Genomic DNA, 21,309 nt, shown 5'->3' with positions numbered 1-21,309 from the left:
AAGGCCCCACACCTGATTAGGCTTCCCGTTCTTCCTGTCGCTGTCCCTGTGGTTCGGCGGCCTCATCCTGTTCATGATCTTCAACCCGATCTCCCGCCGCGCCATCGACTCGGGCACCAACCCCGCGCGCGTGGTGATGGGCTCCTGGATCCCCGCCGTCCTGGTCGGCCTAGCGCAGGCGTTCAACCTGTGGGCGGTGCAGCACTTCGTGCTGGATGTGAACCCGGAGCACCCGATCCAGATGCTGCTGGCGCTGGGCTTCATCGCCGCTGTGTTCAACACCGCGATTCTGGCGATCTACTCGCTCTTCGGACCGTCCGTGGGCCGCTTGATCACGATGGTCCTAATGTCGTTGCAGCTGGTGGCCTCCAACGGCCTCTACCCGCCGGAGGTGCAGCCGGAGTTCATCCAGTGGGTCCACTCCTGGGGCCCGATGCGCTTCTCGGTCGACCTGATGCGCCACACGTTCTTCGGCACCCTGCCGGGCGACAACCGCGTGGAGGTCGCCGTGGCAGTTCTCGGTGCCTTGGGCGTGGCATCCTTCCTGCTGGCCATGCTCGGCTTCTGGAAGGAGCGCGTGCTCATGGAGAAGGACATCCACCCGAACTCGACGTCTAGCGGCTGCGACCCCGCACCCCGACTACCGGGTCTGGAGGTGCTCCAGGATCCGGCGCTCCAGCTCGCCGAACTCGGGTGAACTGAGCACCTCGGTTCCGCGTGGGCGCGGCAGACTCACGTCGATGATCTCGCGCACGCTGGTCGGCCGGGGGTTGAGCACCACGATCCGGTCCGAGAGCATGATCGCCTCACGCACGTCGTGGGTGATGAGCATCGCGGTCCAGTCGTGCTCGGCCCACATGCCCTGCAGCCACGTCTGCAATTCGGAGCGGGTGAGGGAGTCGAGGGCGCCGAACGGCTCGTCGAGAAGCAATGTGCTCTTCTCCTGCACGACGGTGCGCAACAGCGCGGCGCGTTGGCGCATGCCGCCGGAAAGCTGGAACGGTAGAGCTTCTTCGAAGCCTTCTAGCCCGAATTGCGGGAACCATTCGCGTGCGCGGGCCCGCGCTTCTTTCTTGTGCACCCCCTGAACTTCGAGGCCGAGCGCCGCGTTGGCTTCGATGGTGCGCCACGGAAAAAGCAGGTCTTTCTGCGGCATGTAGGCGGTAGTGCCGTCGAAACGCAGCTCGCCCGAGTCCGGTTTGTCCAGCCCGGCGATGATGTTGAACAGCGTCGACTTGCCCGCGCCCGAGGGGCCGATGAGCGAGACGAACTCGCCAGCCGCCACGTCGAAGCTCACGCCGTCGAGCACCTGGCGGTCGCCGAAGGCGCGACTGATCTGGTTGAGCTCAAGCACGCTCGGTCTTCCTTTCCTTGATGTGCCACGGAATGACCGCGCGCTCGATGAGGTAGGTGGACAGGTACAACAGCACGCTGATAATGGCCGTGACCACCACAGCGGCGAGCACAAGGTCGGTGCGGAAGGCGTTCTTCTGCACGCTCATGTAGATGCCCAGGCCTTTCTTTGCGCCGACGTACTCGGCGAAGATCGCGCCCGTCACGGCGTACGTAATGCCGATGCGCAGCGCGGTGAAGAATTCCGGCATGGCCGACGGCAGGCGCACCATCCAGAATTCGCGCCATTTCGACGCCCCCATGCTGCGCAGCAGGTTCGATGCCTCGCGGTCGGTGCGGGCGAATCCCTCGATCAGTCCGATGGAGATCGGGAAGAAGGTCACCAGGGAGACCACCAGCGTCTTCGGCAGCAGGCCGAAGCCGAACCAAATGATCATCAGCGGGGCGATGGCCACGACCGGGATCGTCTGCGACGCCACCAAGAGTGGTGTGAGCCCGCGCTTGAGCGTCGGGGAGAAATCGATCGCGATGGCGATGATCCACGCGCACACTAGCGACAAGGCGAAACCGATCAGTGTGACCTGCAGCGTGGCCAGTGCGTGGGTGCCCAGCACCTCCCGCTGCGCCCAGCCAGCGCGCGCAACCTGCGATGGCGCGGGAAGGACCTGCGGGCGCACGCCCGTGACGCGCACGGCGATCTCCCACACGGCGAGGCCGGCGATGACGAAGAGCAGCGGCACCCACAGGTTAACGCTCAGACCGCGGGCACGTTCGGCTGCTTCACCGGCGGCGGGACTATTCGGAGATGTACTCATTAGTGAAATAAGTATTCCAGTCCGGGGCCTCGCTCAAGGGGTTATTCGCGCCGTCGACAAGGAGCTCGTTGTCGAAGAGGAACTGGCCCAGGTCAGCCCACTGCTTCTCGGTCTGGCGACCGAACTTGCCCTCGTCGTCAAGCATGTAATTCTCGGAGAGCATGCGCTGGCTCTTCTTCAGGAGTTCAAGGTCGGTGAGGATCTCCGCGTTCTCCTGCTGCAGGATCTCCGCTGCCTCGTCCGGGTTATCCACTGCATCCTGGAATCCACGCTGGATGGCCTGGACGAACTTCTTGGTCTCCTCCGGGTGCTCCTCCATCCACTTATTGCTGCCCACGACGAGCATCTGGTAACTGTCCGGGAAGCCGTAGTCGGTGTAGGCGAAGTTCTTCAGCTCGACTCCGCGGTCCGCGGCCTCAATGCCTTCCCACGCGACGTACGGGACGGTGAAGTCGACATCCTTGTTGTACAGCGCTTCATACGCCGACGTGCCCAGGGTGACTTCCTCGAATTCGCCCTCGCCGCCGGCGCCGCGGATGACGCCCTTCAGGATCGCGTGGTCCGCCGGCGAGCCGAAGCCGCCGAACGTCTTTCCGTCCAGGTCAGCCGGACTCTGGATATCGTCGCGGTCAGCCAGCACGCTGACCTCGGTGGTCCAGCTCTGCTGGATCGCCAGCACGGAGCGCACGTCCGCGCCAGCCGCCTTCGCCATCGTCATACGGTCCTGCGTATCGACGGCGAATTCTGCATTCCCCGAGTCCGTCAGCAGAATCGGGTTACTGTCGTTGTACGGCACGACCTCCACGTCCAGGCCCGCTTCCTCGAAGTAGCCCTTGTTCATGGCGACATACAGACCCGTGTGGTTTGTGTTCGGAGTCCAGTCGAGCGCGAAACGGACCTTAGTCATGCCGTCCGAATCATCGGTTCCTCCACTGCACGCCGCAAGCATCATCGTCGATGCCAGAGCGGTCAGAAAAACGGCGATTTTCTTGCTAATGCCCATTTACCTCGGCCTTTCTCCGGGCGGAGGCATGAGCGCACGCGTTCTCGCGACCATCCCTCCGCCAGTGCTAACTGGATCAGGTTCAACGGGTGTCATCTCAGCCATCGCCTCCCGGCGCCGCACCTGCCTCACGCAGCCACGGTGGCACCCCGTGTCACGCCTCTAAGGGTATACCAGGGTTGTAACAAGGTTCTGTGGGACTTCCGCTTCTCGACGAAGAAATGGCCTGGACTCTATATAAAAACCGGACCCGTCGCGAAGAACGGACCCGGAAAGCATTCAAACCGCATGATAAATCGATTTTCTTTTGTGGAGCATAGGGGAATCGAACCCCTGACCTTCGCATTGCGAACGCGACGCTCTACCAACTGAGCTAATGCCCCTCAAGGTCTTTCGGGACTTCTTTGACGTTACGCCTGTCACTCGCACGCACCAAACTGCCTCGACGCCCATTCATGTACAAGCTTTCGCCAGAGCTTCCTGTTGCGACGTCTCGCGTGACGCGGGACGATACGTCGCGTGGCCCACCACCTCACCCGCACACAGTTCCTTGCCGGCGCACTCGCCGTCGCAAGTTCCGCCGCGCTCGGCGCCTGCACCGCACCGACACGGGAGCAACCAAAGACAACCACCAGTGCGAGCACCACCCTGAGCACAACTACGCCGTCAACCGCACCCCCACCACCGCCAGCAGAGTCCTACGCCGGCCGCACACCGCACACTTTCGGCATGCACATGGACGGCATCGTCGACACCGTCCCCACCACGCCCGGGGTCACCACCGTTGCGCTCACATTCGACGCTTGTGGCGGGCCGGCGGGCTCAGGGGTGGACCAGACCCTCGTCGATACGCTCCGCGAATTTCGCGTCCCTGCGACGCTTTTCCTCAATTCCCGTTGGATCGAAGCAAACCCGTCCAGCACGCAATCGCTTATCGACGACCCCCTCTTCCTCCTCCACAACCACGGCACCCTGCATGCCCCGTTATCTGTCACCGGCCAATCCGCCTATGGAATTGCCGGCACGAAGGATCCTGCCGCGGCGATCGCTGAAATAGAGGGCAACCGCGAATTGCTGCGCACCTACGGCGCCGAGTCCGACTGGTTCCGTTCCGGCACCGCTCACTACGACGATGTCGCGGTGCAGATCGCCCACGACTACGGCGTGAAGATCGCCGGCTTCACCGTCAACGCCGACTACGGTGCGACCGCGCCCGCAAACCAGGTCGCCGCGGCAATCATGAACGCCCCCGACGGTGCGATCGTCCTCGCGCACATGAACCAGCCCTCATCCGGCACCGCCGCCGGCGTCCGCACCGCCCTCGAGCAGATGCGCGGCGGCACCCACCGCTTCGTCTTCGTCGACGGCACCGCTCCCGACGACCTTTGACATCCGCACGACGGCTGAAACTCACACTCAAACCGCGAAAGTTGGAAATCGCACTGTGAAAGTGCGAATCCAAGCTGCGAAAGTTCGACACCCCTAAAGGACCGAGTCGATCGCCAGGCAAAGCTAGCCGAGGCCAGGAATGAATCTGTTTACACTCACCACATTCGGCACCTCTTATACACCGAGGTCAACGCGTTTTCTCTCAAAAGTGGAAGAGCACGAAATGTAAACAGATTCACCGCTGGCTCTCCATGGACGGCGCGGGTAACGCAGACAGTTGAATCTGTCGCACCACTGAATCTCGCACTTAAACAACGAAGTGTGAATTTAAGGAACCATTTTCTCAGTTTCACACTTTGCTGAACTGCGGTTTATGAGTCTAACCGCCAAACTGCGAATCGAAGTCAGACTTTGCGGGCTAAGCAATACCCATGCGCATCCGGTGTGCACAAAGAAAACAGAAGACCCTCTCTCCTGATACGGAAAGAGGGTCTGATCTGAGGTTATGCCGTGGAGCATAGGAGAATCGAACTCCTGACCTCCTCCTTGCAAGGGAGGCGCTCTACCAATTGAGCTAATGCCCCTTTGTTCCGAACTGGTGGGCCTAGCAAGAATCGAACTTGCGACCTCATCGTTATCAGCGATGCGCTCTAACCGACTGAGCTATAGGCCCGCTCGGAACTGTTAGAACATTACCCACGAGACTGCTTTAAAACCAAATCGCCTGGTCATTTGCGTATTCAAGATGGTGTAAAGAAATGAAAACCCGTCTGGAACACGAGCAAACACGTTCCAGACGGGGCATGCTGTCCAGGCCGGGCCGACCTGGCTGTTTAGAGGTAGTCGGTCAGTTCGATGCCGAGGCCGCCGACCAGGTCAGCCAAGGCGTTGTAGATGAACGCTGTGAGTGGAGCCATGATGGCCACGGCCACCACGCCGATGGCGCCGACCAGGGCGGCGAGGGCGATGACGAGCGGGAAGTCGATGATGGTCTCCCCGCCCACGCCGCCGATGAGGGAGTTGATGGACTCCACGACACCGGCGGCGTCGACGGCGAGGTAGAGCACGGACACGGCGATTAGCCACGCGGCGAACCCGATGAGCGCCATGAGGATGCCTACTTTGAAGGCGCTCCCGGGGCGGATGCGGGTGACGGTGACATTGCGTGAGGCCATGCTTTACTCCTTCCCGTCGGTATTGGATTCAGAGCCTTTAGACTCGTCGTAGTCGTGGTCATCGCCCACCTCGTCGGTCTCGACGGAGTTGACGTTCACAGGCTCAGCGCCCTGGTCCAGGGTCTTCTCGCCCTTGGCCACAGCGGTGGCTTCCTGCTCGCCTTCGTCTTCGACGTTGACGTCGATGGCCAGCAATTCGTTGCCCTCAGCCAAGTCCACGAGGCGGACGCCCATGGTGGCGCGCGACGACGGACGGATCTGGTTGACCTCGGTGCGGATGACACCGCCGGCAGAGGTGATGGCGAAGATCTGGTCGTCCTCCTCCACTGCAAGTGCACCGATCAGTTTGCCGCGCTTCGGGGTGTACTTGAAGGTCATCACACCCATGCCGCCACGGCCCTGCGGGTTGTACTCGGAAATCGGGGTGCGCTTACCGTAGCCGCCGGAGGTGGCGACAAGCAGGTAGTCGTCGTCCTTCACGGTGGTCATGGCCAGCAGCTGGTCGTCGCCGCGGAAGCGCATGCCCTTCACGCCGGCGGTGGCGCGGCCCATCGGGCGGAGCTGCTCGTCGTCGGCGGTGAAGCGGATGGACTGGCCCTGCTCGGAGACGAGCAGGATGTCGTCGTCCGCGCTGACCAGGGAGGCGCCGATCAGGGCGTCGCCCTCATTGAGGTTGATCGCGATCAGACCGGCGGATCGTGCGGACTCGTAGTCAGTCAGGCGGGACTTCTTCACTCGGCCGTCGCGGGTGGCCAGGACCAGGTACGGGGCGTCCTGGTAGGTCTGGATCTGGATGATCTGCGCGATCTTCTCTTCCGGCTGGAATTCCAGCAGGTTTGCCACGTGCTGGCCACGCGCGGTGCGGCCTGCCTCCGGCAGCTCGAAGGCCTTGAGACGGTAGACGCGGCCGAAGTTGGTGAAGAAGAGGATCCAGTCGTGGGTGGAACAGATGAAGAAGTTCTTCACCACGTCGTCCTGCTTCAGCTCGGCGCCGCGGACGCCCTTGCCGCCGCGCTTCTGGGATTTGTACGCGTCGACCTTGGTGCGCTTAGCGTAGCCGGTCGCGGTGATGGTGACCACGACGTTCTCGCGCGCGATGAGGTCTTCCTCGGTCACGTCGCCGCTGGCTGCGACAAGGCGGGTGCGGCGCTCGTCGCCGTGCTTGTCCACGACCTCCTTCAGCTCGTCAGCCACGATCTGGCGCTGGCGCTCCGGCTTGGCCAGGATGTCCTTGTAGTCGGCGATCTCGGCCTCGATGGCGGCCAGGTCGTCGATGATCTTCTGGCGCTCGAGAGCTGCCAGACGGCGCAGCTGCATGGCGAGGATGGCGTCGGCCTGGATCTCGTCGACGTCGAGAAGCTCCATGAGGCCCGTGCGCGCCTCGTCGACCGTCGGGGAACGGCGGATGAGCGCGATGACCTCGTCGAGCATGTCCAGGGCCTTGACCAGGCCGCGCAGGATGTGGGCGCGCTTTTCGGCTTCGTCCAGGCGGTACTGGGTGCGCCGGACAATGACCTCGATCTGGTGGGCCACGTAGTAGCGGAGCATCTGGTCGAGGCGGAGGGTGCGCGGCACACCGTCGACAAGCGAAAGCATGTTGGCGCTGAAGTTCGACTCGAGCGGCGAGTGCTTGTACAGGTTGTTGAGCACGACGCGCGGCACGGCGTCGCGCTTGAGCGTGACCACGATGCGCATGCCCACGCGGTCGGAGGACTCGTCCTCGATCTTGGAAATGCCGGTGAGCTTGCCCGCGGCGACCTGCTCGGCGATGCCGGAGATGAAATTATCCGGATTGACGTTGTACGGCAGCTCCGTGATCACGATGACCTGGCGGGTGCCCACTTCCTCGATCTCGGTGACACCGCGCGTGCGGATGGAACCGCGGCCGGTGGTGTAGGCGTCCTTGATGCCCTGATCGCCGACGATGAGGCCTGCGGTGGGGAAATCCGGGCCCTTGACGCGTTCCATGCACGCCTCAAGCGTGGTCTTGTCGTCCGCGTCGTGGTTGTCCAGGATCCAGTAAATGGCCTCAGCCAGCTCGCCCAGGTTGTGCGGCGGGATGTTGGTGGCCATGCCCACGGCAATACCGGACGAGCCGTTGAGCAGCAGGTTCGGCACGCGCGACGGGAGCACGACCGGTTCCTGCGCCTTGCCGTCGTAGTTGGGCACGAAGTCCACGGCGTTCTCGCGGATGTCGCGCACCATCTCCATGGACAGCGGCGTCATCTTGCACTCCGTGTAACGCATGGCCGCCGGGCCGTCATTACCGCGGGAGCCGAAGTTACCCTGGCCGTCTACCAGCGGGTAACGCATGACCCACGGCTGGGCCAGACGCACCAACGTGTCATAAATAGCGGAGTCACCGTGCGGGTGAAACTGACCCATCGTGTCGGAGACCGGGCGCGCGGACTTCACATAAGAGCGCTCCGGACGGTAGCCGGAGTCATACATCGCATACACAATGCGGCGGTGCACGGGCTTCATGCCGTCGCGCACATCAGGAAGTGCGCGGCCGACGATGACGCTCATGGCGTAGTCGATGTAGCTGGTCTGCATCTCCTCATTGATGTCGATGGGGAGGATGCGGTCGCCCTCGCTACCGCCACCGAAAATATCGTCACTCAAAGTTGAGGCCTTTCAGTTAGAGATAGTTCACACAGCAGTTTACGCACCGCGTGAACCATTCCCCCGCTGCCATGCGGTATCAGAGTGATACCATCGCCGCATGGCTATGACGCTCAGGCTGTCCGCGGAGGAAGACCGCGCGCTCGTCCTGCTCGCCAGCGCATGGGGGTGCAGCAAACAGGAGGCAGCCAAACGCGCGGTAATCATTTCCGCAAGCAGATTGCTTGACGACGCCGCCGTTGCCTCCCTCGCCCACGACACCGTCCCCGGCCGCGCAGCCTTGCAGGCCAGCATCCGCCGCGCCCGGCCGAATGAGACACAGTGATGAAACCCTTATCGGCTGAGCAACTCCTGATCATTGCTGATGAGTGCTGCACGGAATGGGGCACGACTGTGCGCAGCTATTCGGCCATCTGCGCCGCCGCCGCGATTCCCGGCGCGCGCCTGGAGGGGCTCCCCGTCTTCGACTCCCCCACCGCCGCGGCCGCCGCCCTGTCCCGCGGCATCGAGCGCCTCGAACCGTTGGCCGATTTCAATGCGCCCTTCGCCTCCGCCGCCGAGGAGATCTATCTGCGCTGGACAGACCGCGACTGATACAGGCAACAGCGCCAGGCCCAGTAGCGGCCGGCTAGCAGCGGCAAACGCGATACTCCCCCGCCTTATGTAGCGGAGTTCTGAAGCGTTTGTTACATTTGTTGCTGTTGTGGTTGCAGTGATTCATGTGAACCTGTGGCGGAAGAACTGCAACTCGAATGGGAATCAACGGTCCCGCACGCACCACCGAGGGTGCTGGCGGGGCCGTTTCTCCGCTTCCACGGCAGGTCACTCGGCGAGCAGACAGTTAAGATAGTGCGCGTGACTGACTTGAATTCTCTTCTGAACGCCCCCACCCGCACCGAGGTCGTCGCCGACCTGACCAAGCTGGCGGATACCACCATCGCTAACCAGTCCGGTCTGACCGGAATGGCCCTGAAGTCCGCTGTCGGTGCGGCAAAGAAGGCGGACGCGGATGCGCTGAGCAAGGGCATCAACCAGCTCATGCCGAGCATCGTCGAGGAGCTCACGCCGCACTGGGAGTCCTACGAGGGATCCGGCACGGGCAGCTTCGGCGCGCACCTCGCTGACAACGAGGACAGCGTCACCGAGTCCGTGCTCAAGATCGGCGATTCCTTCGCCGGCCGCGCCCCCGCCCCGGTGCAGAAGGTCTACTCCTCCATGCGGGGCAAGGTGGGCAAGATCGTAGCCCCGGCACTACCGGAATTCGGCGACATCATCGAGCGCCACGCAAAGTAGCAAACGCGCACTACACCCTGCCCCGGCCGCCGTTCACAGAAATTGGTAGCGTGGGCGGGCAAGACACGGGGTGCCCTGTTCATGCAGGGCTGAGATCACACCCGCCGAACCTGATCGAAGCCATCTTCGCGGAGGGATTGTCTTGCAACGGCCCCCGTGTCCGCTAGTTCCACGTCAACTGGAAGGACACAACATTGACTAGATTCAGCGACGAGCTGCGTGACGCCCACCGCGAGAAGTGGGACGCCGCAGTGGGTCACCGCTTCGTGCAGGAGCTTTTCGACGGCACGATCGACGACGGTGTCATGGCCGGCTACCTCGTGCAGGACTACCGCTTCCTGGACAGCTTCCTGCAGCTGCTCGGTGCGGCAATGTCCACCGCGGACGAGCTCGCCCCGCGTCTGCGTCTCTCCCAGTTCATCGGCGAGGTCGCGGGCGACGAGAACACGTATTTCCTCCGCTCCTTTAAGGAGCTCGGTGTTACCGTCGAGCAGCGCGACAACACCCCGGACACCTCCGCCTGCACCGGTTTCACGAGCCTGATGCGCGAGGCGGCCGAGACCCGCTCCTACGCCGCCGCCCTCGGTGTCCTCGTCGTCGCGGAGTGGCTGTACCTCGACTGGGCCACCAACGCCCCGGAGAAGCGCCCGGAGAGCTTCGTCCACAACGAATGGATCGAGCTGCACGATTACCCGGAGTTCCACGACCTGGTGGAGTTCCTCCGCAGCGAGGTCGACCGTGTCGGCCCGGACAACCGCGAGGTCGTCGAGGAGTACTTCGGCCGGGCTGTCGCCCTCGAGCTGGACTTCTTCAACAATTCCTACGAGCAACCGCTAGAGGTGTAAAAACATGAATCTTCTGGAGCTTCTCAAGCAGGACTCCCCCGAGTGGGACGCGTACATCCACCACAAGTTCGTCGAGGATCTCGGCGAGGGCACGCTGCCCCTCCCGGTCTTCCAGGACTACCTGGTGCAGGATTACCTCTTCCTCGTGCAGTACGCCCGCGCGAATGCGCTCGCTGCGTACAAGTCCCGCACGCTCGCCGAGGTCGAATCCGCGGCGCAGGGCCTGTCCGCCACCATCCACGAGACGAATCTCCACCGCCGCCTGACGGAGCGCTGGGGCATTTCCACCGAGGAGCTCGAGCGCGCGCCTGAGAAGAAGTCCACGGTCGCCTACACCCGCTACGTGCTCGACACGGGCATGGCGGGCGACCTGCTGGAGCTGCAGATCGCGCTCGCGCCGTGCCAGATCGGCTACGCGGAAATCGGCACCTACTTAGAACCGAAGCTCAAGGAGAACGCCGAGCACCCGTACGCGGAGTGGATCCAGGAATACGCCGGCGACGATTTCCAGAACCAGGCGGTAGCCATGACGAAGCTTCTCGACGACCTACTGGGGGTGCCCGCTGAGGAGATCAAGGGCACGAAACGCTTCGAGCGCCTGCTGGACATTTTCCGCACGGCGACCCGCCTCGAGGCCGACTTCTGGCAGCAGGCGCTCGACAGCTAACGCACCCCCTAACCGGGGTGTGCACCCCACTTCCAGGCGCTGTTGAACACCGTTCAAAACATGCTTTATGCTGCTATTTGACGGTGAGTGGTCTACATTTATCGCTATGGCTACACCCGCTTCAGTGAACGATCCCGACATCCTCGACATCGCCCGAGAGAAATGCCTGGATAACGGCGAAGGACTCTCCCAAGGTGAGATCTACCGAGCTCTCACCATCGAGGATGAACGGTTGCAGGAACTACTCGATCTCGCCCACCAGGTCCGGATCAAGCACTGCGGTGTCGAGATCTCCCTCGAAGGCATCATTTCCCTGAAGACCGGCGGGTGCCCGGAGGACTGTAGCTTCTGCTCCCAGTCCGGGCTGTTCGAATCCCCCGTCCGCTCTGTCACACTCGACACAGCAGAACTAGTCGAGGCCGCGAAGCAATCCGAGAAGATGGGAGCGAGCGAGTTCTGCATCGTTGCCGCTGTGAAGAGCCCGACTGACTCCCTGCTCGACCAAGTCGCCCAGGCGATCGTCGCAATCAACAACGAGGTGGACATATCCATTTCCGCCTCGCTCGGCACACTGACCCGCGAGGATGCCCACCGGCTCTCGCAGATGGGTGTCATGCGCTACAACCACAACCTGGAGACCGCGAAGTCGTTCTTCCCCAACGTCGTCACCACGCACACGTGGCAGGAGCGTAGGGACACCTTGGAGAATGTCTTGGCGGAGGGAATGGAGACGTGCTCCGGCGGGATCATCGGTCTCGGCGAGACTTTCGAGCAGCGCGCCGAATTCGCCGCGCAGCTCGCCGAGATCAACCCGCACGAAACCCCGATAAACTTCCTCGACCCCCGCCCCGGGACCCCGTTCGCCAACCGGCCCCTCGTTCCCCAAGGCGAGGCCCTGCGCGCGGTCGCCGCTCTCCGACTCGCCATGCCGTCGACACAGCTGCGGTTCGCCGGCGGTACTGAGCTTGCGCTCGGGGATGACGGCACAGAAACTGGCCTCCTTGGCGGGGCTAACGCCATCATCGGCGGCAACTACCTGACGACATTCGGCCGACCGATCGAAAAAGACCGTGACGCGATCGACCGCGCCATGGATTCCCCGCGAAACCTTCCCATCACGCCCGTCGGACAGAAACAGCGCACCGACCACGGCATCCTATACAGCACGTTGAAGTCGCTCTAGTGAGAATCCCCGATTCGACGGAATTGGCCGACGCAGTGTTGAGTGGCGAGCTCCAATTACCTTTTGACCCGGCACGACCCTATGACGCACCTCGGATCTGTCCGTTATGCGGGCGCCGGATGGTCGTGAAAATGAACCCTGTGGCTTGGGAAGCTATCTGCTCCCGCCACGGGATTCTCCGCTCAGAGTGGCTGCAACGCTAGGTTCTTTGCCCGACCCACTCAGGCCACCCCGACTTAAAGCGACGCCACGAACTTCTCTAGCCGGTCGGCGACCCGCTCCGGATTGCGCGCCCACTTCGTGTGGCCGAGTCCGCCGATCAGCTGCTCAATGCGGACTTCATCCGGATCGAATTTGTCCGCCAGATACGCCGCCGACGCCAGCGTGCAGTCGTCATCGTCAGTAAACCGCGTGAGCAGAATCGGGACGGTGACCTTCTTCATTGCCGCCTCGTAGTCGATGTCCTGGCCCTTCAGATTCGCCAGCGAATTCGAGTGCGCGAACCGCGTCCACTCCTGCACGTGCACGCCGGACTGCCGGCCGTACCCGGCAAGATCCACCTTCCCCCCAGGCCAGTAGCCGAACACCTTCGACACCGCCGTCATGAACAAGCTGCCGTAGGCGACCCGGCGGCGGTCCGCCCCCACGAAACTCTCCTTGTACGGGCTGCCGGTGCCAACGCCCATCATGCCCACGACGTTGAGCTCCTTCGCCTCCGGGCGGGCGAGGAACAGCGATGCCACCTGGCCGCCCATCGAGTGCGTCAACAGCACCGTCGGGTGGTCCACTGGAAGACCGAGCTCCTCCTTCGCCGCACGGATCGTCGCGGGGTAATCCTCCGAGGCGGTGTCGTGGTAGCCCCAACGCGCCTTACGCGACGCCTTGGCGTTGCTCCTCCCCTGCCCGCGGAGCTCGCCGATCACGACCGGGTAGCCGCGGTCCGCCAGTTCCTGCGCCGTGGGCCGGAAGTACCGCGCGCCCATGCCGAAACCAGGCCAAATAGCCACCAATGGCTTATCGACGATCCCCGCTCCCCCCTGTGCCGGAAACACGAACACCGGCGAGGTCGTCTCGTCTGGCAATGTCACATCTGCGTTGACGAAGGTGTAGTCGCGTGAATGACTGTTTTCGCTCATGAAGATAGTGTGCCAGATCACAGACCTAGATAAGCGGAAACGGCCGCCCGAGCTCATACTCGAACGGCCGCCAGCCAACCTCCGCCGAACGCGGTCGTCGATAAGCGAAAATGCGCTAGATATCGAGGAAGCGGACGTCCTTTGCCTTGCGGGTGATGAACGAACGGCGGGCGGCGACATCGTCGCCCATGAGTACGGAGAAGAGCTCGTCGGCGCGCTGGGCGTCCTCGAGGTCGACGCGGCGCAGGACGCGGTGCTCCTTGTCCAGCGTGGTCTCCCAGAGCTCGCCCGGGTTCATCTCGCCGAGACCCTTGTAGCGCTGAATGCCGTCGTCGGTGTTGATCTTGCGGCCTTCGTTCAGGCCGGCCTCGAGCTCAGCGTCGCGCTCGGCGTCGGAGTACGCGTAGCCCGGATCGCCCTTTTGCCACTTCAGCTTGTACAGCGGCGGGTTGGCCAGATACACGTGGCCGTTCGCGATGAGGTCCGGCATGAGACGGTAGAGCAGCGTGAGCAGCAGCGTCGCAATGTGCTGGCCGTCGACGTCGGCGTCCGCCATGAGGACGATCTTGTGGTAGCGGAGCTTCGAGATGTCGAACTCGTCATTGATGCCCGTGCCCAGCGCAGTGATGATCGCCTGGACCTCGTTGTTGTTCAGCACGCGGTCGAGGCGGGCCTTCTCCACGTTCAGGATCTTGCCGCGCAGCGGAAGAATCGCCTGGTACATGGAATCGCGGCCCTGCTTCGCGGAACCGCCGGCGGAGTCGCCCTCCACGATGAACAGCTCGGAGACTGTCGGGTCCTTCGAACGGCAATCTGCGAGCTTGCCAGGCAGACCGCCGAGATCCGTCGCGGACTTGCGGCGCACGGATTCGCGGGCTTTGCGCGCGGCCTCGCGGGCCTGGGACGAGGACACGGCCTTCTTGATGATGACCTTGGCCTCGGCCGGGTTCGCGTCGAACCAGTCGTTGAGATGCTCGTTCACCGCGCGCTGGACGAAGCCTTTGATCTCCGAGTTGCCCAGCTTCGTCTTCGTCTGGCCCTCGAACTGTGGGTCGCCCACGCGGACAGACACGACGGCGGCGAGGCCCTCGCGGCAGTCGTCGCCCGTGAGGTTTGGATCCTTGTCCTTGACCAGCTTGTGTTCGCGCGCGTAGCGGTTCATCAGCGAGGTCAACGCCGCGCGGAAGCCCTCCTCGTGGGTGCCGCCCTCGTGCGTGTTGATGGTGTTGGCGAAGGTGTGCACCGACTCCTTGAAGCCGCCGTTCCACTGCATGGCGATCTCGAGTTCGTGCTCCTCGCCCTTCGCCTCGAAGCCGATGGTCGTCGGGTGGATCGCCGTCTTGTTGCGGTTCAGGTAATCCACGTAGTCGATCAGACCGTTCGGGTAGTGGTACGTTACCTTTTTCTCGCGCTTCTTCTTGGTATCCGGCGCGACTCCGGTCTCGTCGTCACTGTCCTCGGTCTTCTCCGTCTCGCTGTAGGAACTCGCGGACTCAGCGTCGTCGAAAGAATCGCCCTCGACCACCTGGGCGGTGTCGCCCTCGACCACCTGGGCGGTGTCGCCCTCTTCAGCGATGGCCTCGAGCTCCAGCTCCTCCTCGGAGACGCGCTCGTCCTTGAGGACAATAGTCAGGCCCTTGTTCAGGAAGGCCATCTCCTGCAGGCGGCGGGCAATCGTGTCGTAGTCGAAGTCGACCGTCTCGAAGATCTCCGGGTCCGGCCAAAAACGGATCGTCGTTCCGGTGCCGCGGGCGTTGTCGCCCTCGACCAAATCTTCCGGGATGGCGTTGGTGAACTTCTGGTACCAGTGTTTCCCGTCGCGCTTGATGTCCGCCTCAACACGGGTCGACAGAGCGTTCACCACGGAAATGCCCACGCCGTGCAGGCCGCCCGAGACCGCGTAGGACTCGGAGTCGAACTTGCCGCCAGCGTGCAGCTGGGTCATGACGACCTGAACGGTCGGCGCGCCCGACGGGTGCATCTCCACCGGAATGCCGCGGCCGTTGTCCACGACCCGGACGCCGCCGTCAGCCAGCAGCGTCACCTCGACCTTGTCCGCGTAGCCTGCCATGGCTTCGTCGACGGAGTTGTCCACGACCTCCCACACGAGGTGGTGCAGGCCGCGTACACCGGTGGAGCCGATGTACATGCCGGGGCGCTTGCGCACGGCCTCCAACCCCTCAAGGATGGTGATCGATGACGCGTCATAATGCGGTTGTTGCTCGGCCACTTTCCCGAAACTCTCCTGTCACGGCGTGAATACGTCTTTAACCCATGTCATCTTACACGGTTGTGGTCCCCCACAGCCGCACCGCCAGCGCGGGCGACAAGGTGTTTCACGCGCGTTTTGGGGAGATTGCTGTCTTAAGTATCCATGCGTGGCACGGATACCAAGAGGTCCATGTTAAGATCACTAAATTTCAATTCCCCGCCCCCCGGCAGTTCAAGTGCCCCGAGCGTCCTGCGGAACAGAACCTTCTTCTTACGACTCAATCTCGGAGCTAACAAGCAAAATCTTATCTCCTTGCTTGTCTTTGATCAAGCTCCTTATCCATACGTGTCCCGCGGCCCGCGGCCTTTGACGTGCAGCGGCCCGTACCGCCAGTTCTTGGTCTTCGGCGGGTAGACGTGGAGCTTGGTGATCACGCCGGGGCCGATCTTCTCCGCGATCTGGGACAGCACGGTGGACTGCATGTACTTCAGGTTGGTCGCCCAGGCGGTCTGGTCGCAGGAGATGAACAGCTCGCCGTCTTTGATCATGCTGACTTCGGTGTGCTGAGCGATCTTCTCCCCCACCAGCGCTTCCCAGTTGCCCATCACCCAGCCGTGGGCGATGGGTTCGGTCCATTCGCGCTGGGAAATCTCTTTTTTCAGCAGCGAGCCGAAGCCGGCGACGGAGTACTCCCGCTGCAGCGGGCGCCCGTCGGGCCCAGTCGGGCGGCCCCGCTGGAACCTTCTCTTCTGTGCCGGCTCAGGCGCGAGATCCAGGCCCGGCACGGAGATCTCCGGTGCCGCGGGTTGGTCCGCGCCCATCGCCACGGCGAGCTTGCCCACCGAACGGCGCGGAACGACATTCTTCCCCTGCCCTGAGAGCCGCGGAACCTTCCCGCCACGGCGCTTCGCGGTGGCGCGGAGATTCTCAAACGTGGCACGGACAAGGTCTGGTCCGTTGCGGTTCTCCTCGCGGTTTGTTTCCGGCTGCGTCACGAGGCTTCCTCGATCCGCGACACGCGCCGCCCGTCGTCGCTGTCCTCCATGACAACGCCGTAGCGCGCGGAGACATGGTCGTCGAGATTTTCAGGCAGGTCATCCCCGACGGCGGCAGTGATGAGCACCTGCTCGGTCTTCTCCGCAACGGCCACGAGGCGCTGACGCCGCTTAGCGTCGAGTTCAGCGAAGACATCGTCCAAGATCAGCACGGGTTCCGCGCCGTCGGACGCCAACAGCGCGTACTCCGCCAAGTGCAGCGAGAGCGCGAACGACCAGGTCTCGCCGTGGCTCGCGTACCCCTTCGCCGGCTGGTCGCCGAGCATCAGCACAAGGTCGTCGCGGTGCGGGCCGACCAGCGTCGTGCCGCGGTCGATCTCCTCCCTGCGCCTCCGGGCCAGCTCAGTGAGAAAAGCGGCCTCGAGAATCTCCGGGTCGGAGGTATCCACGCCGGCGAGCTTGTCGACGCCCCCATCCACCGTCGACACATAATTAATGCTCGCCGGACGCGACTCCGGCGCCACCGAGGCGTACGCGTCGTGGACTGGTTGGGAGAGCTCCCCCACCAGCTTTTTTCTTCCCGCGATCACCTGCGCGCCGAGCGACGCGAGCTGCATGTCCCAGGCGTCGAGCGTGGACAGCGCGCTCGCACCCTGGTCGTCGTTGTAGCCGCGGCGCAGCAGCATGTTTTGCGACCTCAACAGGGCGTTGCGCTGGCGCAGGACCTTGTCGTAATCCGCCTTCGCGCCGCCGAAGCGCGGAGTGCGGATGCTGGCCAAGCCGTCGAGGAAACGGCGGCGCTCTCCCGGCTCGCCCACGACGAGCGCCAAGTCCTCCGGCGCGAAGACCACCGTGCGCAGGACGCCGAGAATTTCCCGCGGCGATTTCAGCCGGGTGCGGTTGATCTGCGCCTGATTCGCCTCCTTCGGCTTGATCAGCAGGTGCGTCGTCAACTCGCGGCCCTCGTTGACCGTGGTCACCGACACCCGGGCATTCTGCGCGCCCGCGCGCACCAGCGGCTGGTCGTTGGAGACACGGTGGCTGGACAGCGTCGCCGAGTAGATGACCGCCTCGACGATATTGGTCTTGCCGTGGCCGTTGCGGCCGGAGAAGACTGTGACTCCTTTATCCAGCTCGAGATTCAGCTCCGGCCAGGAGCGGAAATCGCGCAGATCGAGTTCACGGACAAACACGTGCTATCCCGGCAGGCGCACCGGCATGAGCAGGTAGGTGAAGTCCGTCGCCGGGGTCTCAAACGTGCCGTCCGCGCCCGCCTCCGGCATTTCCTCCGGCTCCGGGATCATGATCGCCGGGCGGGACGCCTCGGTGAATCCAAAGACGACGCGCTTGGTCGGAATGACGCTCAGACCGTCGCGGAGGTAGCCGGAGTTGAAAGCGATGAGCAGCTCGTCGGCACCGGTGAACGCGCACTGCAGCGACTCGGACGCCTCACCGGAATCGGCGCCGGAGGCGTACAGCGAGACCTCGCCCGGCTTGAAGTGCATGCGCAGCTGCGCGTTGCGGTCGGCGACTAGGCTGACGCGGCGGATCGCCTCCACCAGCGGCGCGATCTCCACCGAGGCCATCGACGTGTGCGTCTTCGGCAGCAGCGGCTGAATATTCGGGAATTCAGCGTCCAGCATGCGGGTCGTGGTCTCGCGGTTCTGCGAGTGCAGGCCGAACAGGCCGTCGCCACCGACATTCTCACCGGTGCCCACCGCGATCTCCACCGGATCCTGGAGGTGGGAATCCAGCGTGCGCGCGTTATCCAGCAGCGTCTTCGCCGGGACGAGCAGCTTCGCCTGCACGTCGCCTGCGACCGGATCCCATTCCAAGGAGCGAAGCGCCAGACGGAAACGGTCGGTGGCGGCCAGGTTCACCTTGTTGCCGGCGATCTCCATGTGCACACCGGTGAGCATCGGCAGGGTGTCGTCGCGGCCGGCAGCCGAAGCGACCTGGGTGACAGCATTGACAAAGGTCGAGGTGTCCAGGGTGCCGGTGACTTCCGGCAGGGTGGGCAGCTGCGGGTAATCGTCGAGAGGCATCAGCGGCAGTTCGAAGCGCGCGGAGCCTCCCTGCAGCAGAAGACGCGAATTATCGACGGACACCTCGACCGGCTTAGCCGGCATATTCGACACGATGTCTGCCATCAGTTTGCCGGCGACAGCTACCCGGCCCGGCTCAGTGACCTCGGCACTGATGCGCACGCGAGTGGAGACCTCGTAGTCGAAGCCAGCCAGCTCCAGTCCGTTGTCGTCCGCCGTGATCACCACGGCGCGGAGCACCGGCTGCGTGTTCCTCGTGGGCAGGTTTCGTGCAACCCATGCGACGGCATCCGAAAGATCGTCCTTGTGCACGCGGAATGACACGTTGTTGTCGTCCATGGTCCTCGTTGCTCCTTGCTAGCGCTGCCGTTCGTCAGGTGAGCTCATGTCCAACTCACCTTAAGCGGTGCGTGGTTTCACCTCAACGGAAGGCTGCCCCTAGCTGTCAGCGTCAGCGGGCAGGCCTGGCGGAGTTGTCCCCACGCTCTCTTTCCCTTGGTTTCAATACTAGGAAAAAGATTGGGAGTAACAGTAGGCGCTGTGAAGTCTGTGGATCACATCCCATTGCGCCACGTCGGCGCGGCGTTTCGCTTGTGGGGCACAGGTGTGCAATTTCTGTGGATAACTCGGTCTAGGTGTGGATAACTTTTCGGCCCATCCCGTTTCCCACAACGTCACCGTGTCATTCCACCGCTAACTCACACATTTCTCTCACGCCTGTGGACAGCGCTTTCATCCTGTGGAGAACGTATATGTGACGAACTCAACTTAATTACAACGATGGAATTACACAAGTGTGTACAACTCTGTGGATAACTGAATCAGTGTGAAAACTTGCAATTGATGGACAACAAAAAGCGCGCCATGGAGTCGGTGTTCCTCCATGGCGCGCGGACGCGGCGTCGATAAGCGGGCTGCTACCTCGAGCGGACGCGGTTTTTGATGATTTGAGTGAGCTCCTGGATCTCGTCGTAGGTCTCTCTGTTCTCCGTCATTTCCTTGCGGATCTTGCGGTCGGCGTACATGACCGTGGTGTGGTCCTTGCCGCCGAATTCCTGGCCGATCTTTGGCAGGGACAGGTCGGTGAGCTCACGGCAGAGGTACATGGCCAGCTGGCGGGCGTGCGCGACGACGCGCGTCTTGCCGGCGCCGGTGAGCTTGTCCATGGGGACGCGGAAGAATTCGGCCGCGGCCTCCTTGATGGTCTCCGCCGTGATGGTCACATCGCCCTCGTCCGGGAGAATGTCTCGGAGTGCGACTTGTGCGACGTCGAGCGTGATCGGCTCGTTGATCAGCGAAGAATACGCCGAAACCCTGATGAGCGCGCCCTCGAGCTCGCGGATGGAGGACTCGAATTGCGACGCAATCAGCTCGAGCACGTCCTCGCTGACGTGCGTGCCGTCTGCCGCGGCCTTCTTCATCAGGATCGCGATACGCGTCTCCAAATCCGGCGGCTGAATATCGGTGATCAGCCCGCCCTCGAAGCGCGTGCGCAGGCGGTCCTCCAGCGTGGTCAGCTGCTTCGGCGGACGGTCGGACGACAGAATGATCTGCTTATTCGCCTGGTGCAGGGCGTTGAAGGTGTGGAAGAACTCCTCCTGCGTACCTTCCTTGCCCTCTAGGAACTGAATGTCGTCGACCATGAGGATATCGAGGTCGCGGTAGCGGCGCTTGAAGGTTTCCTGCCGGTCGTCGCGCACGGAGTTGATGTAGTCGTTGGTGAACTCCTCCGAGGAGACGTATTTGATGCGCAGGTTCGGCTGCAGCACCTGTGCGTAATTGCCAGCGGCGTGGAGCAAGTGCGTTTTGCCCAGGCCGGAGCCGCCCCAGATGAACAGCGGGTTGTAGGCGCGCGCCGGATTCTCCGCAACGGCGACCGCGGCACCGTTGGCGAAACGGTTGGACGAGCCGATGACGAAATTCTCGAAGGTGTACTTCGGGTTCAGGCTCATTTCCCGGTCCGGGTCGTGTGCCGGCTTCTCGCGCGGAATGCGCTGCGGGGCGGGCACGATAGGGTGGCTCGACTGTTGCCGGGGGGATTCCTCGACCGGATTCTCCTGCTGCTGCGCATGGATCCGCGCAAGTTCGTCCAGCCCCATCGGCAGCTGCTCCCCCGCCAGCGGCGACGGGTTCGCCGGCCGCGCCGGTGCCTGTTGCTGTGGCTGTTGTTGCCGTTGCGGCTCCGAGTAGGTGCTGTACCAGTCGTCGGCGGAGCTATCGGTGTGCTGGGCGGGTTGTTGCACCTGAGGTGTCGGTTGCTGCGGTTCAGGCGCGGGAGTCGGGGCCGGCGCATTCACTGAGACAGCGAGATTGCACGGCTGGCCCATGTGGTGGCTGAGCAGCTCCACGATGTAGGGGCCGAGGTTGTTCTCCACGACATTCTTCGCCGCGGCGTGGGGGGCGGAGAGAATGCAGTATCCGTCGACAAGCATGACGGGTTTGACGAGCTGTAGATACGCGCGGTCCCCCGGGCTGAAGGTGGGCACGTGGGAATTCGGGCGTTCGGACAGGTTCAGCAGCTCGGCGACAATGTCCTGCCACAGAGCATTCAAACTCTGTTGGTCGTGTGCCAT

General features: G+C 63.1%; 20 protein-coding genes, 3 tRNA genes and 2 riboswitches. Of the genes, 9 read left to right on the top strand and 14 right to left on the bottom strand.

The features are described from left to right. Window positions 1-34 precede the first annotated feature (34 nt). Window positions 35-697, top strand: a complete 663-nt coding sequence (locus CAPP_RS00110) for a YhgE/Pip family protein (protein WP_084560448.1) — start codon at window positions 35-37, stop codon at window positions 695-697. Here CAPP_RS00110 and CAPP_RS00105 read toward each other — a convergent pair. The 4 genes from CAPP_RS00105 to CAPP_RS00090 form a co-directional block, all read right to left on the bottom strand. Continuing rightward, on the bottom strand, window positions 641-1,354 hold the full coding sequence (locus CAPP_RS00105; RefSeq protein ID WP_076598242.1) for an ABC transporter ATP-binding protein: 714 nt from the start codon (window positions 1,352-1,354) through the stop codon (window positions 641-643). The two genes, CAPP_RS00110 and CAPP_RS00105, sit on opposite strands and share 57 nt — an antisense overlap. Then, on the bottom strand, window positions 1,347-2,168 hold the full coding sequence (locus CAPP_RS00100) for an ABC transporter permease (RefSeq protein ID WP_084560449.1): 822 nt from the start codon (window positions 2,166-2,168) through the stop codon (window positions 1,347-1,349). Before CAPP_RS00100 ends, CAPP_RS00105 begins: the two co-directional genes overlap by 8 nt. Further along, entirely contained in the window at window positions 2,149-3,171 is a 1,023-nt protein-coding gene (locus CAPP_RS00095; RefSeq protein WP_076598243.1) for an ABC transporter substrate-binding protein, read from the bottom strand. The genes CAPP_RS00100 and CAPP_RS00095 overlap by 20 nt, the downstream gene beginning before the upstream one ends. A gap of 35 nt (window positions 3,172-3,206) precedes the next feature. Next, window positions 3,207-3,333: riboswitch (TPP riboswitch) on the bottom strand. 148 nt (window positions 3,334-3,481) lie between these two features. Beyond that, window positions 3,482-3,554, bottom strand: a tRNA-Ala gene (locus tag CAPP_RS00090). A 136-nt stretch (window positions 3,555-3,690) separates the two neighbouring features. Between CAPP_RS00090 and CAPP_RS00085 the strand changes: the two genes are divergently transcribed. Next, window positions 3,691-4,560: a polysaccharide deacetylase family protein gene (locus tag CAPP_RS00085; RefSeq protein WP_234958682.1), complete on the top strand. Its 870-nt coding sequence runs from the start codon at window positions 3,691-3,693 to the stop codon at window positions 4,558-4,560. Window positions 4,561-5,071: 511 nt separating this feature from the next. On the opposite strand, the gene CAPP_RS00080 is transcribed toward CAPP_RS00085, so the two are convergent. The 4 genes from CAPP_RS00080 to gyrA form a co-directional block, all read right to left on the bottom strand. Continuing rightward, window positions 5,072-5,144, bottom strand: a tRNA-Ala gene (locus CAPP_RS00080). Between the two features lie 12 nt (window positions 5,145-5,156). Further along, window positions 5,157-5,233 (bottom strand) — tRNA-Ile (locus tag CAPP_RS00075). Window positions 5,234-5,393: 160 nt separating this feature from the next. Next, window positions 5,394-5,735, bottom strand: a complete 342-nt coding sequence (locus CAPP_RS00070) for a DUF3566 domain-containing protein (protein WP_076598245.1) — start codon at window positions 5,733-5,735, stop codon at window positions 5,394-5,396. Between the two features lie 3 nt (window positions 5,736-5,738). Then, entirely contained in the window at window positions 5,739-8,360 is a 2,622-nt protein-coding gene (gene gyrA, locus CAPP_RS00065) for a DNA gyrase subunit A (protein WP_076598246.1), read from the bottom strand. 100 nt (window positions 8,361-8,460) lie between these two features. On the opposite strand from gyrA, the gene CAPP_RS00060 reads away from it, so the two are divergent. The 7 genes from CAPP_RS00060 (at window position 8,461) to bsaP (ending at window position 12,551) form a co-directional block, all read left to right on the top strand. Continuing rightward, complete coding sequence (locus CAPP_RS00060; RefSeq protein ID WP_076598247.1) at window positions 8,461-8,685, top strand: CopG family transcriptional regulator; 225 nt, start codon at window positions 8,461-8,463, stop codon at window positions 8,683-8,685. After that, entirely contained in the window at window positions 8,685-8,954 is a 270-nt protein-coding gene (locus tag CAPP_RS00055; RefSeq protein WP_076598248.1) for a TetR family transcriptional regulator, read from the top strand. Before CAPP_RS00060 ends, CAPP_RS00055 begins: the two co-directional genes overlap by 1 nt. 261 nt (window positions 8,955-9,215) lie before the next feature. Further along, window positions 9,216-9,653 carry a DUF6918 family protein gene (locus tag CAPP_RS00050; RefSeq protein WP_076598249.1) on the top strand — a complete coding sequence of 146 codons (438 nt, stop codon included), beginning with the start codon at window positions 9,216-9,218 and terminating at the stop codon, window positions 9,651-9,653. Between the two features lie 56 nt (window positions 9,654-9,709). Further along, window positions 9,710-9,808, top strand: a riboswitch (TPP riboswitch). 39 nt (window positions 9,809-9,847) lie between these two features. Then, the gene (locus tag CAPP_RS00045; RefSeq protein ID WP_076598250.1) at window positions 9,848-10,498 is read left to right on the top strand and encodes a TenA family protein; all 651 of its coding nucleotides are present in this window, start codon (window positions 9,848-9,850) and stop codon (window positions 10,496-10,498) included. Window positions 10,499-10,502: 4 nt separating this feature from the next. Next, a complete protein-coding gene (gene tenA / locus CAPP_RS00040; protein WP_076598251.1) occupies window positions 10,503-11,165 on the top strand; it encodes a thiaminase II in 663 nt (220 codons plus the stop codon). A 106-nt stretch (window positions 11,166-11,271) separates the two neighbouring features. After that, entirely contained in the window at window positions 11,272-12,348 is a 1,077-nt protein-coding gene (gene bioB / locus CAPP_RS00035) for a biotin synthase BioB (protein WP_076598252.1), read from the top strand. Further along, complete coding sequence (gene bsaP / locus CAPP_RS11315) at window positions 12,348-12,551, top strand: biotin synthase auxiliary protein BsaP (protein WP_076598253.1); 204 nt, start codon at window positions 12,348-12,350, stop codon at window positions 12,549-12,551. The genes bioB and bsaP overlap by 1 nt, the downstream gene beginning before the upstream one ends. Window positions 12,552-12,584: 33 nt before the next feature. Here the strand turns inward: bsaP and CAPP_RS00030 are convergent, their stop codons facing one another. The 6 genes from CAPP_RS00030 to dnaA all read right to left on the bottom strand — a co-directional run bounded on the left by CAPP_RS00030 (window position 12,585) and on the right by dnaA (window position 21,309). Beyond that, on the bottom strand, window positions 12,585-13,484 hold the full coding sequence (locus CAPP_RS00030; RefSeq protein WP_076598358.1) for an alpha/beta fold hydrolase: 900 nt from the start codon (window positions 13,482-13,484) through the stop codon (window positions 12,585-12,587). Window positions 13,485-13,599: 115 nt separating this feature from the next. Beyond that, the gene (gene gyrB / locus CAPP_RS00025; RefSeq protein ID WP_076598254.1) at window positions 13,600-15,714 is read right to left on the bottom strand and encodes a DNA topoisomerase (ATP-hydrolyzing) subunit B; all 2,115 of its coding nucleotides are present in this window, start codon (window positions 15,712-15,714) and stop codon (window positions 13,600-13,602) included. 317 nt (window positions 15,715-16,031) lie between these two features. Next, window positions 16,032-16,691, bottom strand: a complete 660-nt coding sequence (locus CAPP_RS00020; RefSeq protein ID WP_076598255.1) for a DciA family protein — start codon at window positions 16,689-16,691, stop codon at window positions 16,032-16,034. Next, window positions 16,688-17,884 carry a DNA replication/repair protein RecF gene (gene recF / locus CAPP_RS00015; RefSeq protein ID WP_076598256.1) on the bottom strand — a complete coding sequence of 399 codons (1,197 nt, stop codon included), beginning with the start codon at window positions 17,882-17,884 and terminating at the stop codon, window positions 16,688-16,690. Before recF ends, CAPP_RS00020 begins: the two co-directional genes overlap by 4 nt. A 3-nt stretch (window positions 17,885-17,887) precedes the next feature. After that, window positions 17,888-19,075, bottom strand: coding sequence for a DNA polymerase III subunit beta (gene dnaN / locus CAPP_RS00010; protein WP_076598257.1), 1,188 nt, complete (start codon window positions 19,073-19,075; stop codon window positions 17,888-17,890). A 578-nt stretch (window positions 19,076-19,653) separates the two neighbouring features. Further along, window positions 19,654-21,309, bottom strand: coding sequence for a chromosomal replication initiator protein DnaA (gene dnaA, locus CAPP_RS00005; RefSeq protein ID WP_076598258.1), 1,656 nt, complete (start codon window positions 21,307-21,309; stop codon window positions 19,654-19,656).

The sequence above is a fragment of the Corynebacterium appendicis CIP 107643 genome (assembly GCF_030408415.1).
In the GTDB taxonomy this organism is placed as follows: domain Bacteria; phylum Actinomycetota; class Actinomycetes; order Mycobacteriales; family Mycobacteriaceae; genus Corynebacterium; species Corynebacterium appendicis.
This window is presented reverse-complemented; position numbering and strand designations above follow the sequence as displayed.